We start from the raw sequence: 15,663 nt of genomic DNA, 5'->3' as shown, positions 1-15,663 counted from the left end.
GCTGCTTCCGCAAGGGCCGTCGGCGAGGCCCGCTATCCAGGTCGGCCGACCTTTCCGGATCTCACCGCTGGAAGGCCAGTGCGACGGCGGCGAGCACGGCCCAGGCGAGCATCGCCAGGCCGGTGTCCCGCAGCGCCGGGATCAGGGCCCGCCCCTGCTGCCCGCCGCCGACCGCGCGGACCGACTTCAGCAGCATCGGCGCCGTCACGAGGGTGATCAGCAGCAGCGGGTGGAAGATCCCGAGCACCACGCCGAGCACGTACGGCACCGCGATCAGCACCAGGTAGAGCCGCCGGGTGCCGCCGTCGCCGAGGCGGGTGGCCAGGGTGCGCTTGCCCGACTCGATGTCCGTCGGGATGTCGCGCAGGTTGTTGGCGGTCAGGACCGCCGTCGAGAACGCGCCGACCGCGACCGCGCACGCCAGCGCGGCCCAGCTGACCCGGCCCGCCTGGACGTACACCGTGCCGAGCACGCCGGCCAGGCCGAAGAAGACGAACACGGCGATCTCGCCGAAGCCGTAGTAGCCGTAGGGCTTCTTGCCGCCGGTGTAGAACCACGCGCCGAGGATGCACAGCGCGCCCATCACGAGCAGCCACCAGTGCCCGCTGGCGACCACCAGCACGAGCCCCAGCACCCCGGCCAGCCCCAGCGAAACCAGCGCGGCGGTCAGCACGGCCTTGGGCGCCGCGACCCCGGAACCGACCAGCCGCAGCGGCCCGACGCGGTGCTCGTCCGTGCCGCGGATGCCGTCGGAGTAGTCGTTGGCGTAATTGACGCCGACGATCAGCGAGAGCGAGACCAGCAGCGCCAGGACCGAACGCCACCAGGAAAACGCGTCCAGCGCGATTGCCGCGCCGACCCCCGCCACGACCGGCGCCACCGCGTTGGGCAGCGTCCGGGGCCGGGCCCCCTCGATCCACTCGCTCACTGAAGCCATGGCGCCATTCAACGCCATGTCGATCAGTGCCCGGCGGGAACCCGGGCCGGCGCGGGCACGCCGTCCAGGGCGTCGAGCTGCGCCCGGACGCGGTCGGCGTCGCGGCCGCGGTCCTGCTGCCGGTACATCTCGAGCGCTTCGCGCCACACCGCGCGGGCCTCGTCGTGGTGGCCGAGGGCGGCGAGCGGCTGCCCGAGGCGGTCGAGGGTGTCGGCGACCTGGAACGTGTTCCCGCGGTCGCGGTAGAGCGTGAGCGCCCGCCGGTAGTGGTCGATCGCGGTCTCGTGCCGCCCGGTGTGGAACTCGATGTAGCCGAGGCTGTCCAGGGTGTCCGCCTCGGCGTGCGTGTCGCCGTGGTGGCGGTGCAGGGCCAGCGCGGCTTCGCAGTGGCTTCGCGCGGTCTCGTGGTCGCCGACCTGGGCGGCCAGCCACCCGACCTGGTTGAGCTCGCGCGCCTCCCACACGGGCCTGCCGAGGGCGCGGAAGAGCGCCAGCGCGCGGGTGGCGTGTGCCAGGGCCCGCCGGTCGTCGCCGCGCAGCTGCCAGACCCACGAAAGCCCGTGCTGGGCGAGGCTCTGCTCGGTGCGGTCGTCGTGGAGCTCGGCCAGCGCGATGGCTTCCTGCAGGTGCTCGACGGCTTCGTCGTGCCGCCGCAGGTTCGCGTGGACGTCGGCGAGCAGCCGGTGCGCGCGGCTCAGCGCGGCCGGGTCGGCCAGGTGCGCGGCGGCGTCCAGTGCCGCGCGCCAGCCGGCCAGCCGGTCGTGGAGCATGCCCCGCCGGTTCTGGAAGGTGTGCGTCCCCCAGGCCAGCTGCCACACCACGTCGTGCCACGCGGCGGCCGCGGCGGTGCGCTGGGCCGCGACGAGGTTCGCGTGCTCGGTGTCGAACCAGGCCAGCGCGGCGGTGTCGTCGGGCAGCGGGTGCGGTGCGGCGCCCGGCGCGGGCGCGGCGAGCGGGACGGCCTGGCGGTGGGGGTCGAGGTGGTGGTCGGCGGCGTGCGCGGTGTGGACGTAGTGGTCCAGGACCCGCCGCAGCGCCGCTTCCCGCTCGGCCGCCGGGAGCTCGCGCTCGGCGGTCGTCGTGGCGTAGTCGCGGATCAGGTCGTGCATGGCGTACCGGCCGCCGGGACGGCGGGTCAGTAGCGACGCCTCCTCCAGCATGCTCAGCACCTTGGCCGTCCGGCGCGGGGGCAGGCCGGCGAGGGCCGCCGCGGCCGGCAGCCCGGTGTCGGGGCCGGGCGCGGTGCCGAGCAGGGCGAACACCGTGCGCTGCTCGGCCGTGAGCGCGCGCAGCGACCACGACAGGACCGTGGGCAGGCTCACGGCGGGGTCTTCGTGGTCGAGCGCGTCGAGGCCGAGGTCGCGCAGTTCGGCGGCGAACTCCGCGAGCGGGATGTGCGGGCGCGTGTGCGCGTGGCGGCTCATGATCGCCAGCGCCAGCGGGTAGCGCCCGCACAGGCCGATCAGGTCCTCGACCGCCCGCGGCTCGGCGGCCAGCCGTGCCGCGCCCAGGCGTTCGGTCAGCAGCGCGCGGGCTTCGCCGTGGGTGAGGATGTCGAGCTGGAGGTGCCGGGCGCCGTAGCGCGTGATCAGCGGCGCGAGGTGGCGGCGGCTGGTCACCACCGTCGTGGCCGCCGAGCTGTCCGGCAGCAGCGGGATCACCTGGCCGGCGTCGGCCGCGTTGTCCAGCACGACCAGCATCCGCTTGCCCGCGACCAGCTGCCGGTACAGCGCGGCCTGCGCGTCCGGATCGGGCGGGACGCGGCTGGGTGCGACGCCCAGCGCGCCGAGGAAGCCCCGCACCACGACCGACGGCTCCAGCGGGGCGTTCGCCGACGAGAAGCCGTGCAGGTCGGCGAACAGCCTGCCGTCCGGGAACCGGTCGCGGTGGGCGTGCGCCCAGTGCAGCACCAGCCACGTCTTGCCGACCCCGCCGGCCCCGGCCAGCGCGGAAATCTGCACCACACGGCCCTCGTCCGCCTCGCGGTGCGCGGCCGCGGTCAGCGCGGCGAGCTCGTCCGCGCGGCCGATGAACGACGGGGGCGCCGCCGGGAACCGGTCCGGGATGACGCCGTCGGCCGGTCCCGGACCGGCCGGCTCCGGCGCACCGCGCAGGATCCGCTGGTGCAGCTCCCGCAGCGGCGGGCTCGGATCGGCGCCCAGCTCCTCGGCCAGCCGGTGCCGGAGCCGCTCGTAGTGCTCGAGGGCGTCGGCCTGGCGGCCGCTGCGGTAGAGAGCCAGCACGACCTGACCGGCGAGCCGCTCGTCCAGTGGGTGTTCGCGGCTCCACGCCGTCAGGTCCGCGAGCAGCCCGGCGTGCCGTCCCCGGCGCAGCCGCAGGTCGGCGTGGTCGAGCCGGGCCGACCAGCGTTCGGCGTGCAGGGACCGGCGCAGGTCGGCGGCCCACGGGGTGTCCAGCTCGGCGAGTGCGTCGCCGTGCCAGAGCCCGAGCGCCCGCTCGAACAGTTCCTCGGCGGCGTCGTCCCCGGCTTCGCGCGCTTCGGCCACGAGCCGGCGGAACCGGTGCAGGTCCACCGCGCCGGGGTCGACGCGCGGCAGGTAGCCGCCGGGGAGCCGCCGGATCTCCAGCCCCGCACCGGCCGGCGAATGCCGGAGCCGGGACAGGTAGCTGTGCAACGACTCCCGCGCGCGCAGCGGCGGGCGGTCCGCCCACACCCGGTCGATCAGCCGCTCGACCGGGACCGGCCGGTTCGCGTCGGCCAGCAGCGCCGCCAGCACGGCCCGCTGCCGCGCGGGCCCGAGCTCGACCGGCTCGCCGTCCACCCGGGCCTCGATCGGGCCCAGCAACCGGAACTCCACCACCACCGCGCCTCCCCTCGCCCCCGCATTCGACCAGCTCGTTCAAGCGGTCGGCAAGGTCCGGGCAAGGCGGAGGGGGCACGATGGGGAAGACCGGGGGACCCGCGCCATCGAGGGGTTGGCACGGTTCCCGCCGGTCGACCGGTCAGTCGGTCGTCGGGAGCTGCCAGGTGAGCTGGCCGCTGTTCGGGGCCACGGCGGGACCGTCGGCCAGCGCCGTGCCCACCGGGAGGAGCACTCCCAGCGCGACGGCGGTGCTGATCAGGGCGGTGCGGAGCCAGCGCGTCATGGTGCGTAGCCAAGCGTGCGCACGCCGTCAATGTCAACGAAGTGCCACCATTCAGCCGCGCGAAGCCGACGTCAGTAGGGCCTTCACCGCCGCCCGGTCGATCTTGCCGGGGCCGCGCAGGGGCAGCTCGGTGCCGAATTCGACGCGCTTGGGGGTCGAGGCCGGGCCCAGCTCCGCGCGGACCGCCGCGCGCAGGTCGCCCGGCTCGCCCGCCGGGACGACCAGCGCCACCACGGCCTCGCCCCACTCCGGGTCCGGCAGGCCGACGACGCACGCGTCCCGCACCCCCGGCTGCGCGCACAGCACGCGTTCGATCGCGTTCGCCGACACCTTCACACCGCCGGTGTTGATCATGTCGTCCGCCCGGCCCAGCACCTCCAGGCGGCCGTCTTCGTGCCGGACCCCGCGGTCGGACGTCGTGAACCAGCCGCCGGAGAACGCCTCCGCGGTGAGGTCCGGCCGGCCCCGGTAGCCGTGCGCGAGCACGTCGCCGGCGATGCGGATCCGGCCGCCGTCGAGGTCGACGCGGACGCCGTCGAGCGGGAAGCCGTCGTAGACGCAGCCGCTCGCCGTCTCGCTCATCCCGTACGCGGGCACGATCCGGACCCCGGCCTCGGCGGCGCGCTCGCGCAGCGCCGGGGTGGTCGCGGCCGCGCCGAGCACGATCGCGTCGAACGTCTTCGCCGCGGCCAGTCCCGCGCCGCCGTCGTCGAGCAGCCGGACCAGCTGGGTCGGCACGAGGGCCGTGTACCGCGGGCCGCCGGTCAGCCTCGCCGCCGCGGCCGCGAAGTCGGCCGGGCGGAAGCCGGTGCCGGTCAGGAACGCGGGCTCGGTGCCCGCGAGCAGCGACCGGACCAGCACCTGCAGCCCGCCGATGTAGTGCGCCGGGGTCGCCAGGAGCCAGTGACCGGGGCCACCGAGGCGGGCGTGCGTGGCTTCGGCGGACGCGGTCAGCGCGCGGGCCGAGAGCAGCACGCCCTTGGGCGCGCCGGTCGAGCCCGAAGTGGCGATGACCACGGCCGTGTCCGGCTCGGCGGGCTCACCCGGGGCCATCGCGTCCCGCAGTGCGGGGTCGGTGAACGGCAGCACGGCCGGGCCGCCGTCCAGCGCGTCCGCGACCGCGCGCTTCAGCGTGGCGAGCGCCGCCGGGGAGCCGTCGAGGGGGATCGGCAGCAGCTCAGTAGTAATAGGGGACGTCCTTGAAGTCGGGGTCGCGCTTCTGCAGGAACGCGTCGCGGCCTTCGACGGCTTCGTCCTGCATGTACGCCAGGCGGGTGGTCTCGCCGGCGAACAGCTGCTGGCCGACCATGCCGTCGTCGGTGAGGTTGAACGCGTACTTCAGCATCCGCTGCGCCGTCGGCGACTTGCCGACGATCGCCCACGCCCAGTCCAGCGCCTCTTTTTCGAGGTCGGCGTGCGGGACGACGGCGTTGACCGCGCCCATCCGGTGCATCTGCTCGGCGGAGTACTCGCGGCCGAGGAAGAAGATCTCGCGGGCGAACTTCTGGCCGACCATCTTGGCCAGGTAGGCCGAGCCGTAGCCGGCGTCGAACGAGCCGACGTCGGCGTCGGTCTGCTTGAACTTGGCGTGCTCGGCCGAGGCGAGGGTGAGATCGCACACGACGTGCAGGGAGTGCCCGCCGCCCGCGGCCCAGCCCGGTACGACCGCGATCACCGGTTTCGGCAGGAACCGGATCAGCCGCTGGACCTCGAGGATGTGCAGCCGGCCGGCCTGCGCGGGGTCCACCGTGTCGGAGGTCTCGCCGCTCGCGTACTGATAGCCGGAGCGTCCGCGAATACGCTGGTCACCACCGGAGCAGAACGCCCACCCGCCGTCCTTGGGCGAGGGGCCGTTGCCGGTGAGCAGGACGCAGCCGACGTCCGAGCTCATCCGGGCGTGGTCCAGCGCCCGGTAGAGCTCGTCGACGGTGTGCGGCCGGAAGGCGTTGCGGACCTCCGGACGGTCGAACGCGACGCGCACCACGCGCTTGCCGCCGCGGTTCTCAGCGGAACGGTGGTAGGTGATGTCGGTGAAGGCGAAACCTTCGACCTCGGTCCACGCGGCCGGATCGAACAGCTCGGAAACTCGGGCGTCATCCACGTTTGGGAGAATAGGACCTGTGGACATCTCTGATCTGTCTGGAGCCTGCCGGTGAACCCTTCCACCGCGCAGGCCAGGGTGATCGTCGACGAACTCGTCCGCAACACCGTTTCGCACGTCGTCCTCTGCCCGGGCTCCCGCAACGCGCCGCTGTCGATCGCGCTCTACGACGCGGCGGCGGCCGGGAAGCTGCAGCTCCACGTCCGCATCGACGAGCGCGGCGCCGCGTTCCTCGCCCTCGGCATCGCCGCGCGCACCGGGCGTCCGGTGGCCTTGCTGTGCACGTCGGGCACCGCGGCCGCGAACTTCCACCCGGCCGTGCTGGAGGCCGACCGCGCCGGCGTCCCGCTGATCGTCATGACCGCCGACCGGCCGCCCGAGCTGCGCGCGGCCGGCGCGTCGCAGGTCATCGACCAGCACCGGCTGTTCGGCAACGCCGCCCGGTACTTCGACGAGCTGGCCGTCGCCGAGCGGCGGGCCGGCCAGAACTCTTACTGGCGCAGCCAGATCTGCCGGGCCTGGAACGCCGCCTACGGCGAGTGGCGCTGCGGCCCGGTGCACCTGAACATCCCGTTCCGCGAGCCGCTCGTGCCCGACCTCGACGATGACGGTGAGTGGTACGAGTCGCTGGACGGCCGTCCCGACGGCTCCCGGTGGACCGAGCTGCCGGACTTCGGCGCGCTGCCGTCGTTCGTGGTGCCCTCCGCCCGCCACGGCCTGGTGATCGCGTGCGACACCGGCGTCCAGGCGGCGAGCGAGTGGGCCGAACAGCACGGCTGGCCGGTGATCTCGGAGACCGGCGGCATCGGGCTGTCCGGTGGCACGGCGATCTCGTCCGGCGCCTGGCTGCTGGGTGTCGAGGAGTTCATCTCGCGGCACAAGCCGGAGCAGGTGCTCTGCCTCGGGCGGCCGACGGTGTTCCGGCAGATCCAGAAGGTGCTTTCGGACGCCTCGGTCGAGGTCCTGCTGGTGCGGCCGGACTCGGACTGGCCGGCGCCCGCGCACAACGTCCGGCAGGTCGGGCAGTGGTTCGACGAGCCGACCAAGCCCGCCGACCCGGAGTGGCTGGCCAGCTGGCGCCGCGCCGACGCGGCCGCCGCTTCCGCCGTCGCCGCGACGCTGGCCGAGGAGCCGTGGCCCAGCGGGCTGCGCGTCGCGACCGAGCTGGTGGACGCGCTGCCGCCGGACTCGCTGCTCGTCGTGGGCTCGTCCAACCCGACCCGGGACGTGGCGCTGGCCGGGCGGCTGCGCCCCGACGTCCTCGTGCACCGCAACCGCGGCGTCGCGGGCATCGACGGCACGGTCTCGACCGCGATCGGCGCCGCGTACGTCCACCGCGGCCCGTCGTACGCGCTGCTGGGCGACCTGACGTTCCTGCACGACGCTTCGGGGCTGCTGACCGGCCCGGCCGAGCAGCGCCCGGACCTGACGATCGTGGTGCTCAACGACGACGGCGGCGGCATCTTCTCGCTGCTGGAGCAGGGCGCGCCGGAGCACTCGGCGAGCTTCGAGCGCGTCTTCGGCACCCCGCACGGCGCCGACCTGGGCGCGCTGTGCGCCGGCTACCGCGTCCCGCACGTCGTGGCGGAGACGCTGACGGAGTTCAAGGCGGCACTGCGGCCGGAGCCGGGCCTACGCGTCGTCGAGGTGCGAGTGGACCGTTCGCGGCACCGTGACCTGCACGCCCGGCTGCGCTCCGCGGTCAGCGCGGCCGTTTCGGCGGTCTGACGGCTTCGGTCAACCGCTTTCCGGGTGGGATCCCAGCAGGCAAGATCCTCCCTTCGGCTGTTCCTGGGTGCTTCTTGGCTGGCTACGTTCGAGCGCGCTGAACCTCACCCGTTGGAGGGATTCGAATGCGTGCAAGAACTCGCACCGGCCTCGGTGTGCTCGCGGCCGGGGTCGCCTCGGTGCTGCTCGCCGGTACCGCCAGTGCGGCCCCGGCGCCGGGTGCGCCCGGCGTCGGTGACACGTACTACCCGAACGCCGGCAACGGCGGCACGGACGTGCTGCACTACGACATCCGCCTGACCTACCAGCCCGCGACCGACGTGCTGGCCGGCACCACCACGCTGCTGCTCACCGCGACGCAGGACCTCTCGCGGTTCGACCTCGACTTCGCGCTCAAGGCGTCCAGCGTGCGCGTGAACAACCGCCCGGCGCAGTTCACGAACCAGAACGGCAACGGCGAGCTCGTCATCACCCCGGCGCAGCCGCTGCTCAAGGGCCAGACCACGACCGTCGTCGTGGCCTACTCGGACACGCCCTCGACCGAGAAGGTGGACGGGCTCAACGCCTGGAAGAAGGGCTCCTTCGGCGCCCTCGGCGTCGACGAGCCACAGAGCTCGGCGTGGTGGTTCCCGGCGAACGACCACCCGACCGACAAGGCGACCTACGACGTCACGATCGAAGCCCCGGACGACAACGTTGCCATCACCAACGGCTCGCTGGTCCGGACGCAGAAGAGCCGGGCGGGCTGGACGCGCTGGCAGTGGCGCAGCACCAAGCCGCAGGCGACCTACCTGACGTCGTTCATCGTCGGCAAGTACGAGCTGAACCAGTCGACGACGCCGGACGGCAAGCCGTTCATCACCGCGTACGGCTCGGACCTCGGTGACTCGCTGTACGCGGCGAAGGCGAGCGTCGAGCGGACGCCGGAGATCGACGAGTTCCTGGCCACCCAGTTCGGCCCGTACCCGTTCGAGGCCGAGGGCGGCGTCGTCACCAGTGGCATCACGTTCTCCCTGGAGAACCAGACCCGCCCGACCTACGGCGCCCGCAACTTCCGCGCCGGCTCGAACACGACGTTGATCGCGCACGAGAACGCCCACCAGTGGTTCGGCGACAACGTCTCCCTCGGCCGCTGGAGCGACATCTGGCTGAACGAGGGCTTCGCGTCCTACGCCGAGTGGCTGTGGTCGGAGCACGAGGGCGAGGGCACGGTCGCCGAGCTGGCGCAGTACACGTACGACTCGAACCCGGCCGACGGCGACCTGTGGAAGCTCGTCCCGGCCGACCCGGGCGCGGACAACCAGTTCGACAACGCGGTGTACGACCGTGGCGCGCTGACGCTGCAGGCGCTGCGCACCGCCGTCGGCGACGAGGCGTTCTTCAAGATCCTGCAGACGTGGCAGGCCCAGAAGGGCGGCAAGGACGGCCGGATCCTGGAGTTCATCGCGCTGGCGGAGAAAATCTCGGGCAAGCCGCTGCACGAGTTGTTCCAGACCTGGCTGTACACGGCGGGCAAGCCCGCGGTGGGCCCCAACGGTGCGGCGGCGGTTTCCCGCTTCGCGGCCCCGGCGAAGCCCCGGTCGTACGACCAGATCCAGGCGAACCACCGGAATCTCGCCGCGGAGCACGCGCACTGAGTGAGACCGCTACGCTCGCGGCGTGAGCACGAGAGGTGAACGGGCGAGGCGCGTCGGGTGGTGGACCACCCTCGGCGTCGCCTCGCTCCTCACCGTGATGTGCATCTGCTTGCTGTTCGCGGCGATCCGCAACGACGGCGCGATCTCCGCCCAGCTCGGCACCGCGACGGCGACGGTCGACTCGGTGGCGTTCGACCGCACGATCATCCACTTCGAGACCCCCGACGGCATCGTCCACAGCCCGGCGAACGGGGTCCTCTACCCGGACGGCCTGGCGGCCGGGCAACTGGTCCGCATCGAGTACGACGCGTCCGACCCGGAGCTGGCCCGGGTGGCCGGGCGGTCGGCGACGTTGACGTTGCTGCCGCTGGGGAGTTTCGTGTTCTTCACCTGGCTGGTGGCGGGGCCGCTGCTGTGGTGGATCCGCCGGGTCGACAAGCGAGCCACCGTTCCCGCTTGATCTCGTACTCGACTTCGCCCTGGTCGGCGCCGTCGATGTGGTCTTCGTAGTCAATGGCCGAGGTGAACGCCCTGGCGAAGGTGAGTCCGGCCGAGGCCATCGTCGCGCGGGACGGGGTGTTGACGGCCATGGTCTGGGCGAAGATCCGGTCCAGGTCGAGTTCTTCGAAGCCGTATCGGAGCAGTTCGAGGGAGCCTTCGCGGGCGTAGCCCTGCCGCCAGTGCCGGCGCAGCAGGCGGTAGCCGAGCTCGGCTTCGCCTTCGACGTCCGGCTGGTCGGGGCCGTGGGGTGGGCGGAGGATCCACCAGCCGATGAAGTCTTCGTCGGCGAAGCCCATCCAGAACCCGTGACCCGTGTTCATCCGGCGTCGGTGGGCTTGCTCGACCTCTTCCCGGGTGGCGGCGCGGCCGGTGAGGTAGCGCATGACTTCCGGGTCGGAGTCGAGTTCGTACTCGAGGTCGAGGTGCTCGTCGGTGAGGGGCACGAGGGTGAGCCGGGGGGTGCGGAGGGTCGGCATGGCTTGATCGTGGCGGGGGGCGCAAGCCGTTTTGGCCTGGTGCGCCGGCTCAGCCCTCGTTCTGGTGTCTTCCGCTCCTCGCCTCTTGATTGTTCAACACCGGAGACCGCGGCTGGGACGAGGGGCGGGGGAGGTCCAGGGCGGTCCGCTGGCTGTCGGTGCTGAGCGAACTCAACCTGCGTGCGCGTCTCCGGCGGCTCGGCGGCCTCCCGGGGTGCGAAGACCTCACCCCGCGTGCGCCGTCTCCTGCCACCAGCCCAGCACCTCGTCCGCTACCCCCGGTGCCGCCACCAGGAGTCCGTCCGTCGGCAGCGCCGTGTCCTCGCCGTGCTTGTCCAGCACCACCGCGCCCGCCTCGATGGCCATCGCCACCGAGCCCGCGACGTCCCACTCGTGGTAGCTGTGCAGCACCGCCGCGGCCGCGTGCCCCAGCGCCACCTGCGCGATCGACAACGCCGCCGACCCCAGCACCCGGACTCCCGCGTGGGCCGCCGCCGCGCGCTCGATGAAGCCGCCCATCCCCGGCCACGGGCCGCGCCGGGCGAACTCCGTGCAGACCAGGGCGCCCGCCGTCACGCAGCGGTCCGTCAGCCGGACCGGTTTGCCGTTCGCGCGGGCCCCTCGGCCGCGCGCCGCGGCGTAGATCTGGGCTCGGTACGGGTCCGCCACCACGCCCACCACCGGGCCCGCCGCGTCCACCAGCGCCAGGCTGTACGCGCACCAGGGCACGCCGGCCACGTAGTTCGCCGTTCCGTCCACCGAGTCGACCACCCAGCGGTACTCGGCGACGTCCGCGCCGTGGTCGGCGCCGAACTCGTGGCCGACCACCGGGATGCCCGGGAACTCCGCCGTCAGGACGCGCCGCGTGTGGCGCTCCAGGATTCGGTCGGTGTCGGTGACCCAGTCGAAGGGCGAGTCCAGCGTCGACGGGTGGGCGCCGCGGCCGGCGGTCGCGGTGATCACGTCGGTGGCGTCGTTGGCCAGCCGTCCGGCCACTTCGAGCGCCCTCGACAGCAGGCCGGGCTCGACGGGCCGCGGCGGCCGGGAGGACAAGAGGGTCATGCCTGCTTAGTCTGGGTCACCCTGGTTTCCGGGACACGACCTTGAGATGACATGTCGTAGCCGATCTGTTCCGGCAGCGTTGGCCGCCGTGTCACGCGGTCGCCAGTATCGGGTGCGATCGTCCAAGACGTGCGAGTCGCCATAGTCACCGAAAGTTTCCTGCCCCAGGTGAACGGCGTGACCAACTCCGTCCTGCGGGTCGTCGAGCACCTGCGCGAACGCGCCCACGACGTGCTGATCATCGCCCCCGGCCCCGGCCCGGACTCCTACCGCGGCGCTCCGGTCGTCCGGATCCCCGCGCTGGACTTCCCCGGCGTGAACTCCCTCCCGATCGGCCTGCCGACGCGCACGGTGCTGAACGCGCTGGCCGCGTTCGGGCCCGACGTCGTGCACCTGGCGTCGCCATTCGTCGTCGGCGCGCGCGGGCTCGCGGCGGCGCGGCGGCTGCGGGTGCCGTCGATCGCCGTCTACCAGACCGACATCGCCGGGTTCGCCGCCGCGTACGGCTTCGGCATCGCCGCCCGCGCCGCGTGGCGCTGGGTGCGGCGGCTGCACTCGCGTGCCGACCGGACCCTCGCGCCGTCCAGCGACTCGGTCGCGCAGCTGGAGCTGCACGGCGTCCCGCGGGTGCACCGGTGGGCGCGGGGCGTCGACATCGAGCGGTTCTCCCCGGAGCACGCCGACGCGGCGCTGCGGGCCGAGCTGGCGCCGGACGGCGAGCTGCTCGTCGGGTTCGTCGGCAGGCTGGCGCCGGAAAAGGAGGTCGACCGGCTGGCCGCGCTGGCCGGGGTGCCCGGGATCCGCGTGGTCGTCGTCGGCGACGGGCCCCAACTCGAGAGCCTCAAGGCACAGCTGCCCGGCGCGGCGTTCCTCGGCGCGAAGTACGGCGAAGAGCTTTCCAGGGCGTACGCGAGTCTCGACGTCTTCGTCCACACCGGACCGCACGAGACGTTCTGCCAGGCGGTGCAGGAGGCGATGGCGTCCGGGCTGCCCGTGCTCGCCCCGGACGCGGGCGGCCCGAAGGACCTCGTCCTGCCCGGCCGCACCGGCTACCTGCTGCCCGCGGACCGCGAGCAGTTCGGCCCGGCGCTGGTCGAGAAGGTCGACGCCCTGCGCGACGCGGCGCTGCGGGAGCGGCTCGGCGAGAAGGCGCGCAAGGTGGTGCTCGGCCGGACCTGGCCCGCCGTCTGCCACGAGCTGCTCGGGCACTACGAAGCCGTGCGGGGCCGGGCCGTCCGCGCGGCCTGACATGCACATCGTCCAGCTCGCGAACTTCTACGGGCCGCGCTCGGGCGGCCTCCGCACGGCGCTGCACCACCTCGGCGCGGGGTACGTCGCGAGCGGCCACGAGGTGACGCTCGTGGTGCCCGGCACGCGGTACGCCGACGAAGTCCTGCCGACCGGTGTCCGCCGGTTTTCCTTACCTGCGCCCAAGATCCCGGGCACCGGCGGCTACCGCGCGGTCGACCCGCACCGCGTCCGCGCGGTCCTGCGAAGACTCGAGCCGGACCGGCTGGAGGTGTCGGACCGGCTGACGCTGCGCGGGATGGGTGGCTGGGCGCGGCGCCACGGCGTCCCCAGCACGGTCATCTCGCACGAGCGCCTCGACCGGCTGCTGGAGCAGTTCCTGCTGCCCGAGCCGGTCGCGCGCCGCGTCGCCGACGTCGCGAACCGGCGGATGGCCGCGAGCTACGACGCGGTCGTCTGCACGACGGCGTTCGCGCGCGCGGAGTTCGACCGGATCGCCGCCCCGAACGTCCACCGCGTGCCCCTCGGCGTCGACCTCGCGACGTTCCGGCCCGCCATGCGCGACGACGGCTGGCGCACCGACCTCGCCGGGGGAGCGGACGCCCTGCTCGTCCACTGTGGACGGCTGTCGCCGGAGAAGCACGTGGAGCGCAGCGTGGACACCGTCGCGGAGTTGACGGAGGCGGGCGCCCGCGTGCGCCTGGTGGTGGCGGGCGACGGCCCTCGCCGCCGCGCGCTGGAACGCCGGGCGCGCGGGCTGCCGGTGACGTTCCTGGGCTTCCTGTCCGGCCGCGGCGACGTCGCCCGGCTGCTGGCCAGCGCGGACGTTTCCCTGGCGCCCGGTCCGCACGAGACGTTCGGGCTGGCCGCGCTGGAGGCGCTGGCGTCCGGGACGCCGGTGGTGGTGTCGGCGTCCTCGGCGTTGCGGGAGATCGTGCGCCCGGGCTGCGGTGCGGCGGTGGACGACCACGCGCCGGCGTTCGCCACCGCCGTGACGCACCTCCTGGACAGCCCCGAAGACCTGCGCCGCGCGGCGGCCCGCGCCCGGGCGGAGCAGTTCACCTGGCCCGCCGCGGTGGCCGGGATGCTGGCCACCTTCCGCTGAGCTTCACGGCTTTCCGTAGCCGGGGTGGACGCCGGGGGTGAGGCCCTGGTCGGTGGCGATCTTGGTCAGGAGGGCGTGGAGGGTCGAGCGCTCGTCGTCCGACAACCCCTCGGTGAGCGCGCGGTCGTGGGCGGCCGCGGCCTGGGCGACGCGGCCCATGAACGCGCGGCCGTCCTCGCTCAGCTCCAGCGCGTAGAGCCGCCGGTCCTCCGGGTTGCGGCGGCGCTCGATCAGGCCGCGCTTCTCCAGGCCGTCGACCAGCGCGACGAGCCGGGTCGGCTGGGTGCTGAGCTGGGCCGCGATCGCCTGCTGGCTCTGCCCCGGCCGCGTCGCGACCAGCCGCAACAGCCCGACTTGCGGCGGCGTCAGGTCCAGCTCGCCGATCCGCTCGGCGAACCGCTGCGCCGCGTGCGCGCCCACCTGGGCCAGCAGGAACGCGCTGCCGAAACCGTTCATGCCCGGGACGGTAGCCGTTGACAATCGATTACACCAGTGTAATCGTTTATGTCATGAAACGAATTTCGGTCATCGCTTACGGCCTGTTCACCGTCGCCGGGGGAGTCCTCGGCGCCACCGGCACCCGCCCGGACTCGTCCGCGGCCGAGGTTGCCGCCTACGACGCCGCGCACCAGGGGCTCGTCCAGCTGCTGGCCCTGGTCGTCTTCGGCGCCGGCTTGTCCCTCTCGGTCTGGACGGCGGCCGCCAGACCGCCGAAGCTCGGCTACGCGGGCGGCCTGCTCGCGTCCGGCTCGCTCCTGCTGAGCGGCCTCGCCACCTGGACCGCCGCGCAGAACCCGGACTTCGCCCGCCCGTTCACGTCGCTGGCCTTCGCGGCGGGCGCGTTCGGCTTCGCCGTGCCCCTCGCGCTGCTCATCGCGGCGGTCGCCCGGACGACACCGAGGTGGCTGGAGATCACCGGCTACGTCGTCGCCGGGCTGGCCGGGCTTTCGGCGCTCGGCATGCTGACCGACGTCCTCTACCCGCTGATCCCGGTCGGACGCTTCGGCGGGCTCATCTGGCTGGTGCTCGCGAGCTTCACCAAGCCCCGCGACTAATCTCAAGTCATGTCACGCGCAAGCCTGGACAAGAACCCGCACGAAGTCGCCGCCATGTTCGACGGCGTCGCGGACGGGTACGACCGGGCGAACTCGTTCATGACCTTCGGCTTCGACCGGCGCTGGCGCACCACCACCGCCCGCGTGCTCGACGCCCGCCGCGGCGAGAAGGTCCTGGACCTGGCCGCCGGCACCGGGGTGTCCACCGTCGAGTACGCCCGCGGTGGCGCCTGGTGCCTGGCCGCGGACTTCTCCTTCGGCATGCTGCGCGCCGGGCTGCACCGCAAGGTGCCGATGGTCGCGGCGGACGCGCTCAACCTGCCCTTCGCCGACGACAGCTTCGACGCCGTGACGATTTCCCTCGCGCTGCGCAACTTCGTCGACACGAAGGCCGCGCTCACCGAGATCGCCCGCGTGGTCAAGCCGGGCGGCCGCCTGGTGATCTGCGAGGTCTCGACCCCGCCGTTCGCCCCGATCCGGTTCATCCACCGGCGGTTCATGCTCAAGCTGCTCACCTGGGTCGGCAAGCGGACGTCGTCGAACCCGGAGGCCTACTCCTACCTGGCCGAATCGATGCTGGCCTGGCCGGACCAGCGCACGCTCGGCGAGATCATCGCGAGCGCCGGCTGGGCCGACGTCGAGTGGTTGAACCTCACATTCGGCGTCGTGGCGATCCACCGCGCGCGAAAGCCTGCCTAAACTCGC

The 15,663-nt window shown here is 73.3% G+C and carries 15 protein-coding genes; 7 read left to right on the top strand and 8 right to left on the bottom strand.

From position 1 onward, the window contains the following. Window positions 1-61 precede the first annotated feature (61 nt). The 5 genes from MUY14_RS34070 to MUY14_RS34050 form a co-directional block, all read right to left on the bottom strand. The gene (locus tag MUY14_RS34070; RefSeq protein ID WP_247015328.1) at window positions 62-937 is read right to left on the bottom strand and encodes a 1,4-dihydroxy-2-naphthoate polyprenyltransferase; all 876 of its coding nucleotides are present in this window, start codon (window positions 935-937) and stop codon (window positions 62-64) included. A 23-nt stretch (window positions 938-960) separates the two neighbouring features. Beyond that, the gene (locus MUY14_RS34065) at window positions 961-3,762 is read right to left on the bottom strand and encodes a BTAD domain-containing putative transcriptional regulator (protein ID WP_247015326.1); all 2,802 of its coding nucleotides are present in this window, start codon (window positions 3,760-3,762) and stop codon (window positions 961-963) included. 139 nt (window positions 3,763-3,901) lie between these two features. Beyond that, window positions 3,902-4,045 (bottom strand): hypothetical protein, encoded by a 144-nt coding sequence (locus MUY14_RS34060; protein ID WP_247015324.1) that lies wholly within the window; start codon window positions 4,043-4,045, stop codon window positions 3,902-3,904. 51 nt (window positions 4,046-4,096) lie between these two features. Next, window positions 4,097-5,221: an o-succinylbenzoate--CoA ligase gene (gene menE / locus MUY14_RS34055; protein ID WP_247025382.1), complete on the bottom strand. Its 1,125-nt coding sequence runs from the start codon at window positions 5,219-5,221 to the stop codon at window positions 4,097-4,099. A gap of 1 nt (window position 5,222) precedes the next feature. Then, on the bottom strand, window positions 5,223-6,146 hold the full coding sequence (locus tag MUY14_RS34050) for a 1,4-dihydroxy-2-naphthoyl-CoA synthase (RefSeq protein WP_247015322.1): 924 nt from the start codon (window positions 6,144-6,146) through the stop codon (window positions 5,223-5,225). A gap of 51 nt (window positions 6,147-6,197) precedes the next feature. Between MUY14_RS34050 and menD the strand changes: the two genes are divergently transcribed. The 3 genes from menD (at window position 6,198) to MUY14_RS34035 (ending at window position 9,971) form a co-directional block, all read left to right on the top strand. Beyond that, window positions 6,198-7,874 carry a 2-succinyl-5-enolpyruvyl-6-hydroxy-3-cyclohexene-1-carboxylic-acid synthase gene (gene menD / locus MUY14_RS34045; RefSeq protein WP_247015320.1) on the top strand — a complete coding sequence of 559 codons (1,677 nt, stop codon included), beginning with the start codon at window positions 6,198-6,200 and terminating at the stop codon, window positions 7,872-7,874. Between the two features lie 125 nt (window positions 7,875-7,999). Further along, complete coding sequence (locus MUY14_RS34040) at window positions 8,000-9,511, top strand: M1 family metallopeptidase (RefSeq protein ID WP_247015317.1); 1,512 nt, start codon at window positions 8,000-8,002, stop codon at window positions 9,509-9,511. A 22-nt stretch (window positions 9,512-9,533) separates the two neighbouring features. Then, window positions 9,534-9,971, top strand: a complete 438-nt coding sequence (locus tag MUY14_RS34035) for a DUF3592 domain-containing protein (protein WP_247015315.1) — start codon at window positions 9,534-9,536, stop codon at window positions 9,969-9,971. On the opposite strand, the gene MUY14_RS34030 is transcribed toward MUY14_RS34035, so the two are convergent. After that, window positions 9,898-10,488, bottom strand: coding sequence for a GNAT family N-acetyltransferase (locus tag MUY14_RS34030; protein ID WP_247015312.1), 591 nt, complete (start codon window positions 10,486-10,488; stop codon window positions 9,898-9,900). The genes MUY14_RS34035 and MUY14_RS34030 overlap by 74 nt on opposite strands. 225 nt (window positions 10,489-10,713) lie before the next feature. Further along, window positions 10,714-11,550, bottom strand: a complete 837-nt coding sequence (locus MUY14_RS34025) for an inositol monophosphatase (protein WP_247015310.1) — start codon at window positions 11,548-11,550, stop codon at window positions 10,714-10,716. A 177-nt stretch (window positions 11,551-11,727) separates the two neighbouring features. On the opposite strand from MUY14_RS34025, the gene MUY14_RS34020 reads away from it, so the two are divergent. Together MUY14_RS34020 and MUY14_RS34015 are read left to right on the top strand one after the other, a co-directional pair. After that, window positions 11,728-12,798, top strand: coding sequence for a glycosyltransferase family 1 protein (locus MUY14_RS34020; RefSeq protein WP_281506202.1), 1,071 nt, complete (start codon window positions 11,728-11,730; stop codon window positions 12,796-12,798). A gap of 1 nt (window position 12,799) precedes the next feature. Continuing rightward, on the top strand, window positions 12,800-13,903 hold the full coding sequence (locus MUY14_RS34015) for a glycosyltransferase family 1 protein (RefSeq protein ID WP_247015305.1): 1,104 nt from the start codon (window positions 12,800-12,802) through the stop codon (window positions 13,901-13,903). Window positions 13,904-13,906: 3 nt separating this feature from the next. Here the strand turns inward: MUY14_RS34015 and MUY14_RS34010 are convergent, their stop codons facing one another. After that, on the bottom strand, window positions 13,907-14,359 hold the full coding sequence (locus MUY14_RS34010; protein WP_247015302.1) for a MarR family winged helix-turn-helix transcriptional regulator: 453 nt from the start codon (window positions 14,357-14,359) through the stop codon (window positions 13,907-13,909). 53 nt (window positions 14,360-14,412) lie between these two features. Here MUY14_RS34010 and MUY14_RS34005 point away from each other — a divergent pair, with 53 nt between their 5' ends. Continuing rightward, a complete protein-coding gene (locus MUY14_RS34005; protein ID WP_247015300.1) occupies window positions 14,413-14,958 on the top strand; it encodes a DUF4386 domain-containing protein in 546 nt (181 codons plus the stop codon). Between the two features lie 9 nt (window positions 14,959-14,967). Next, window positions 14,968-15,657 (top strand): demethylmenaquinone methyltransferase, encoded by a 690-nt coding sequence (locus MUY14_RS34000; RefSeq protein ID WP_247015298.1) that lies wholly within the window; start codon window positions 14,968-14,970, stop codon window positions 15,655-15,657. Window positions 15,658-15,663: the final 6 nt, after the last annotated feature.

The sequence above is a fragment of the Amycolatopsis sp. FBCC-B4732 genome (assembly GCF_023008405.1).
GTDB lineage: Bacteria > Actinomycetota > Actinomycetes > Mycobacteriales > Pseudonocardiaceae > Amycolatopsis > Amycolatopsis pretoriensis_A.
The sequence above is the reverse complement of the archived record's forward strand: the minus strand, read 5'-3'. Positions and strand labels throughout refer to the sequence as shown.

What these genes read in the sequence shown, in the direction of transcription:
- MUY14_RS34070 (WP_247015328.1), bottom strand. Translation starts at nt 937, where the DNA reads ATGGCTTCAGTGAGCGAGTGGATCGAGGGGGCCCGGCCCCGGACGCTG.
- MUY14_RS34015 (WP_247015305.1), top strand. Translation starts at nt 12,800, where the DNA reads ATGCACATCGTCCAGCTCGCGAACTTCTACGGGCCGCGCTCGGGCGGC.
- MUY14_RS34005 (WP_247015300.1), top strand. Translation starts at nt 14,413, where the DNA reads ATGAAACGAATTTCGGTCATCGCTTACGGCCTGTTCACCGTCGCCGGG.
- MUY14_RS34030 (WP_247015312.1), bottom strand. Translation starts at nt 10,488, where the DNA reads ATGCCGACCCTCCGCACCCCCCGGCTCACCCTCGTGCCCCTCACCGAC.
- MUY14_RS34025 (WP_247015310.1), bottom strand. Translation starts at nt 11,550, where the DNA reads ATGACCCTCTTGTCCTCCCGGCCGCCGCGGCCCGTCGAGCCCGGCCTG.
- MUY14_RS34010 (WP_247015302.1), bottom strand. Translation starts at nt 14,359, where the DNA reads ATGAACGGTTTCGGCAGCGCGTTCCTGCTGGCCCAGGTGGGCGCGCAC.
- MUY14_RS34060 (WP_247015324.1), bottom strand. Translation starts at nt 4,045, where the DNA reads ATGACGCGCTGGCTCCGCACCGCCCTGATCAGCACCGCCGTCGCGCTG.
- MUY14_RS34000 (WP_247015298.1), top strand. Translation starts at nt 14,968, where the DNA reads ATGTCACGCGCAAGCCTGGACAAGAACCCGCACGAAGTCGCCGCCATG.
- MUY14_RS34040 (WP_247015317.1), top strand. Translation starts at nt 8,000, where the DNA reads ATGCGTGCAAGAACTCGCACCGGCCTCGGTGTGCTCGCGGCCGGGGTC.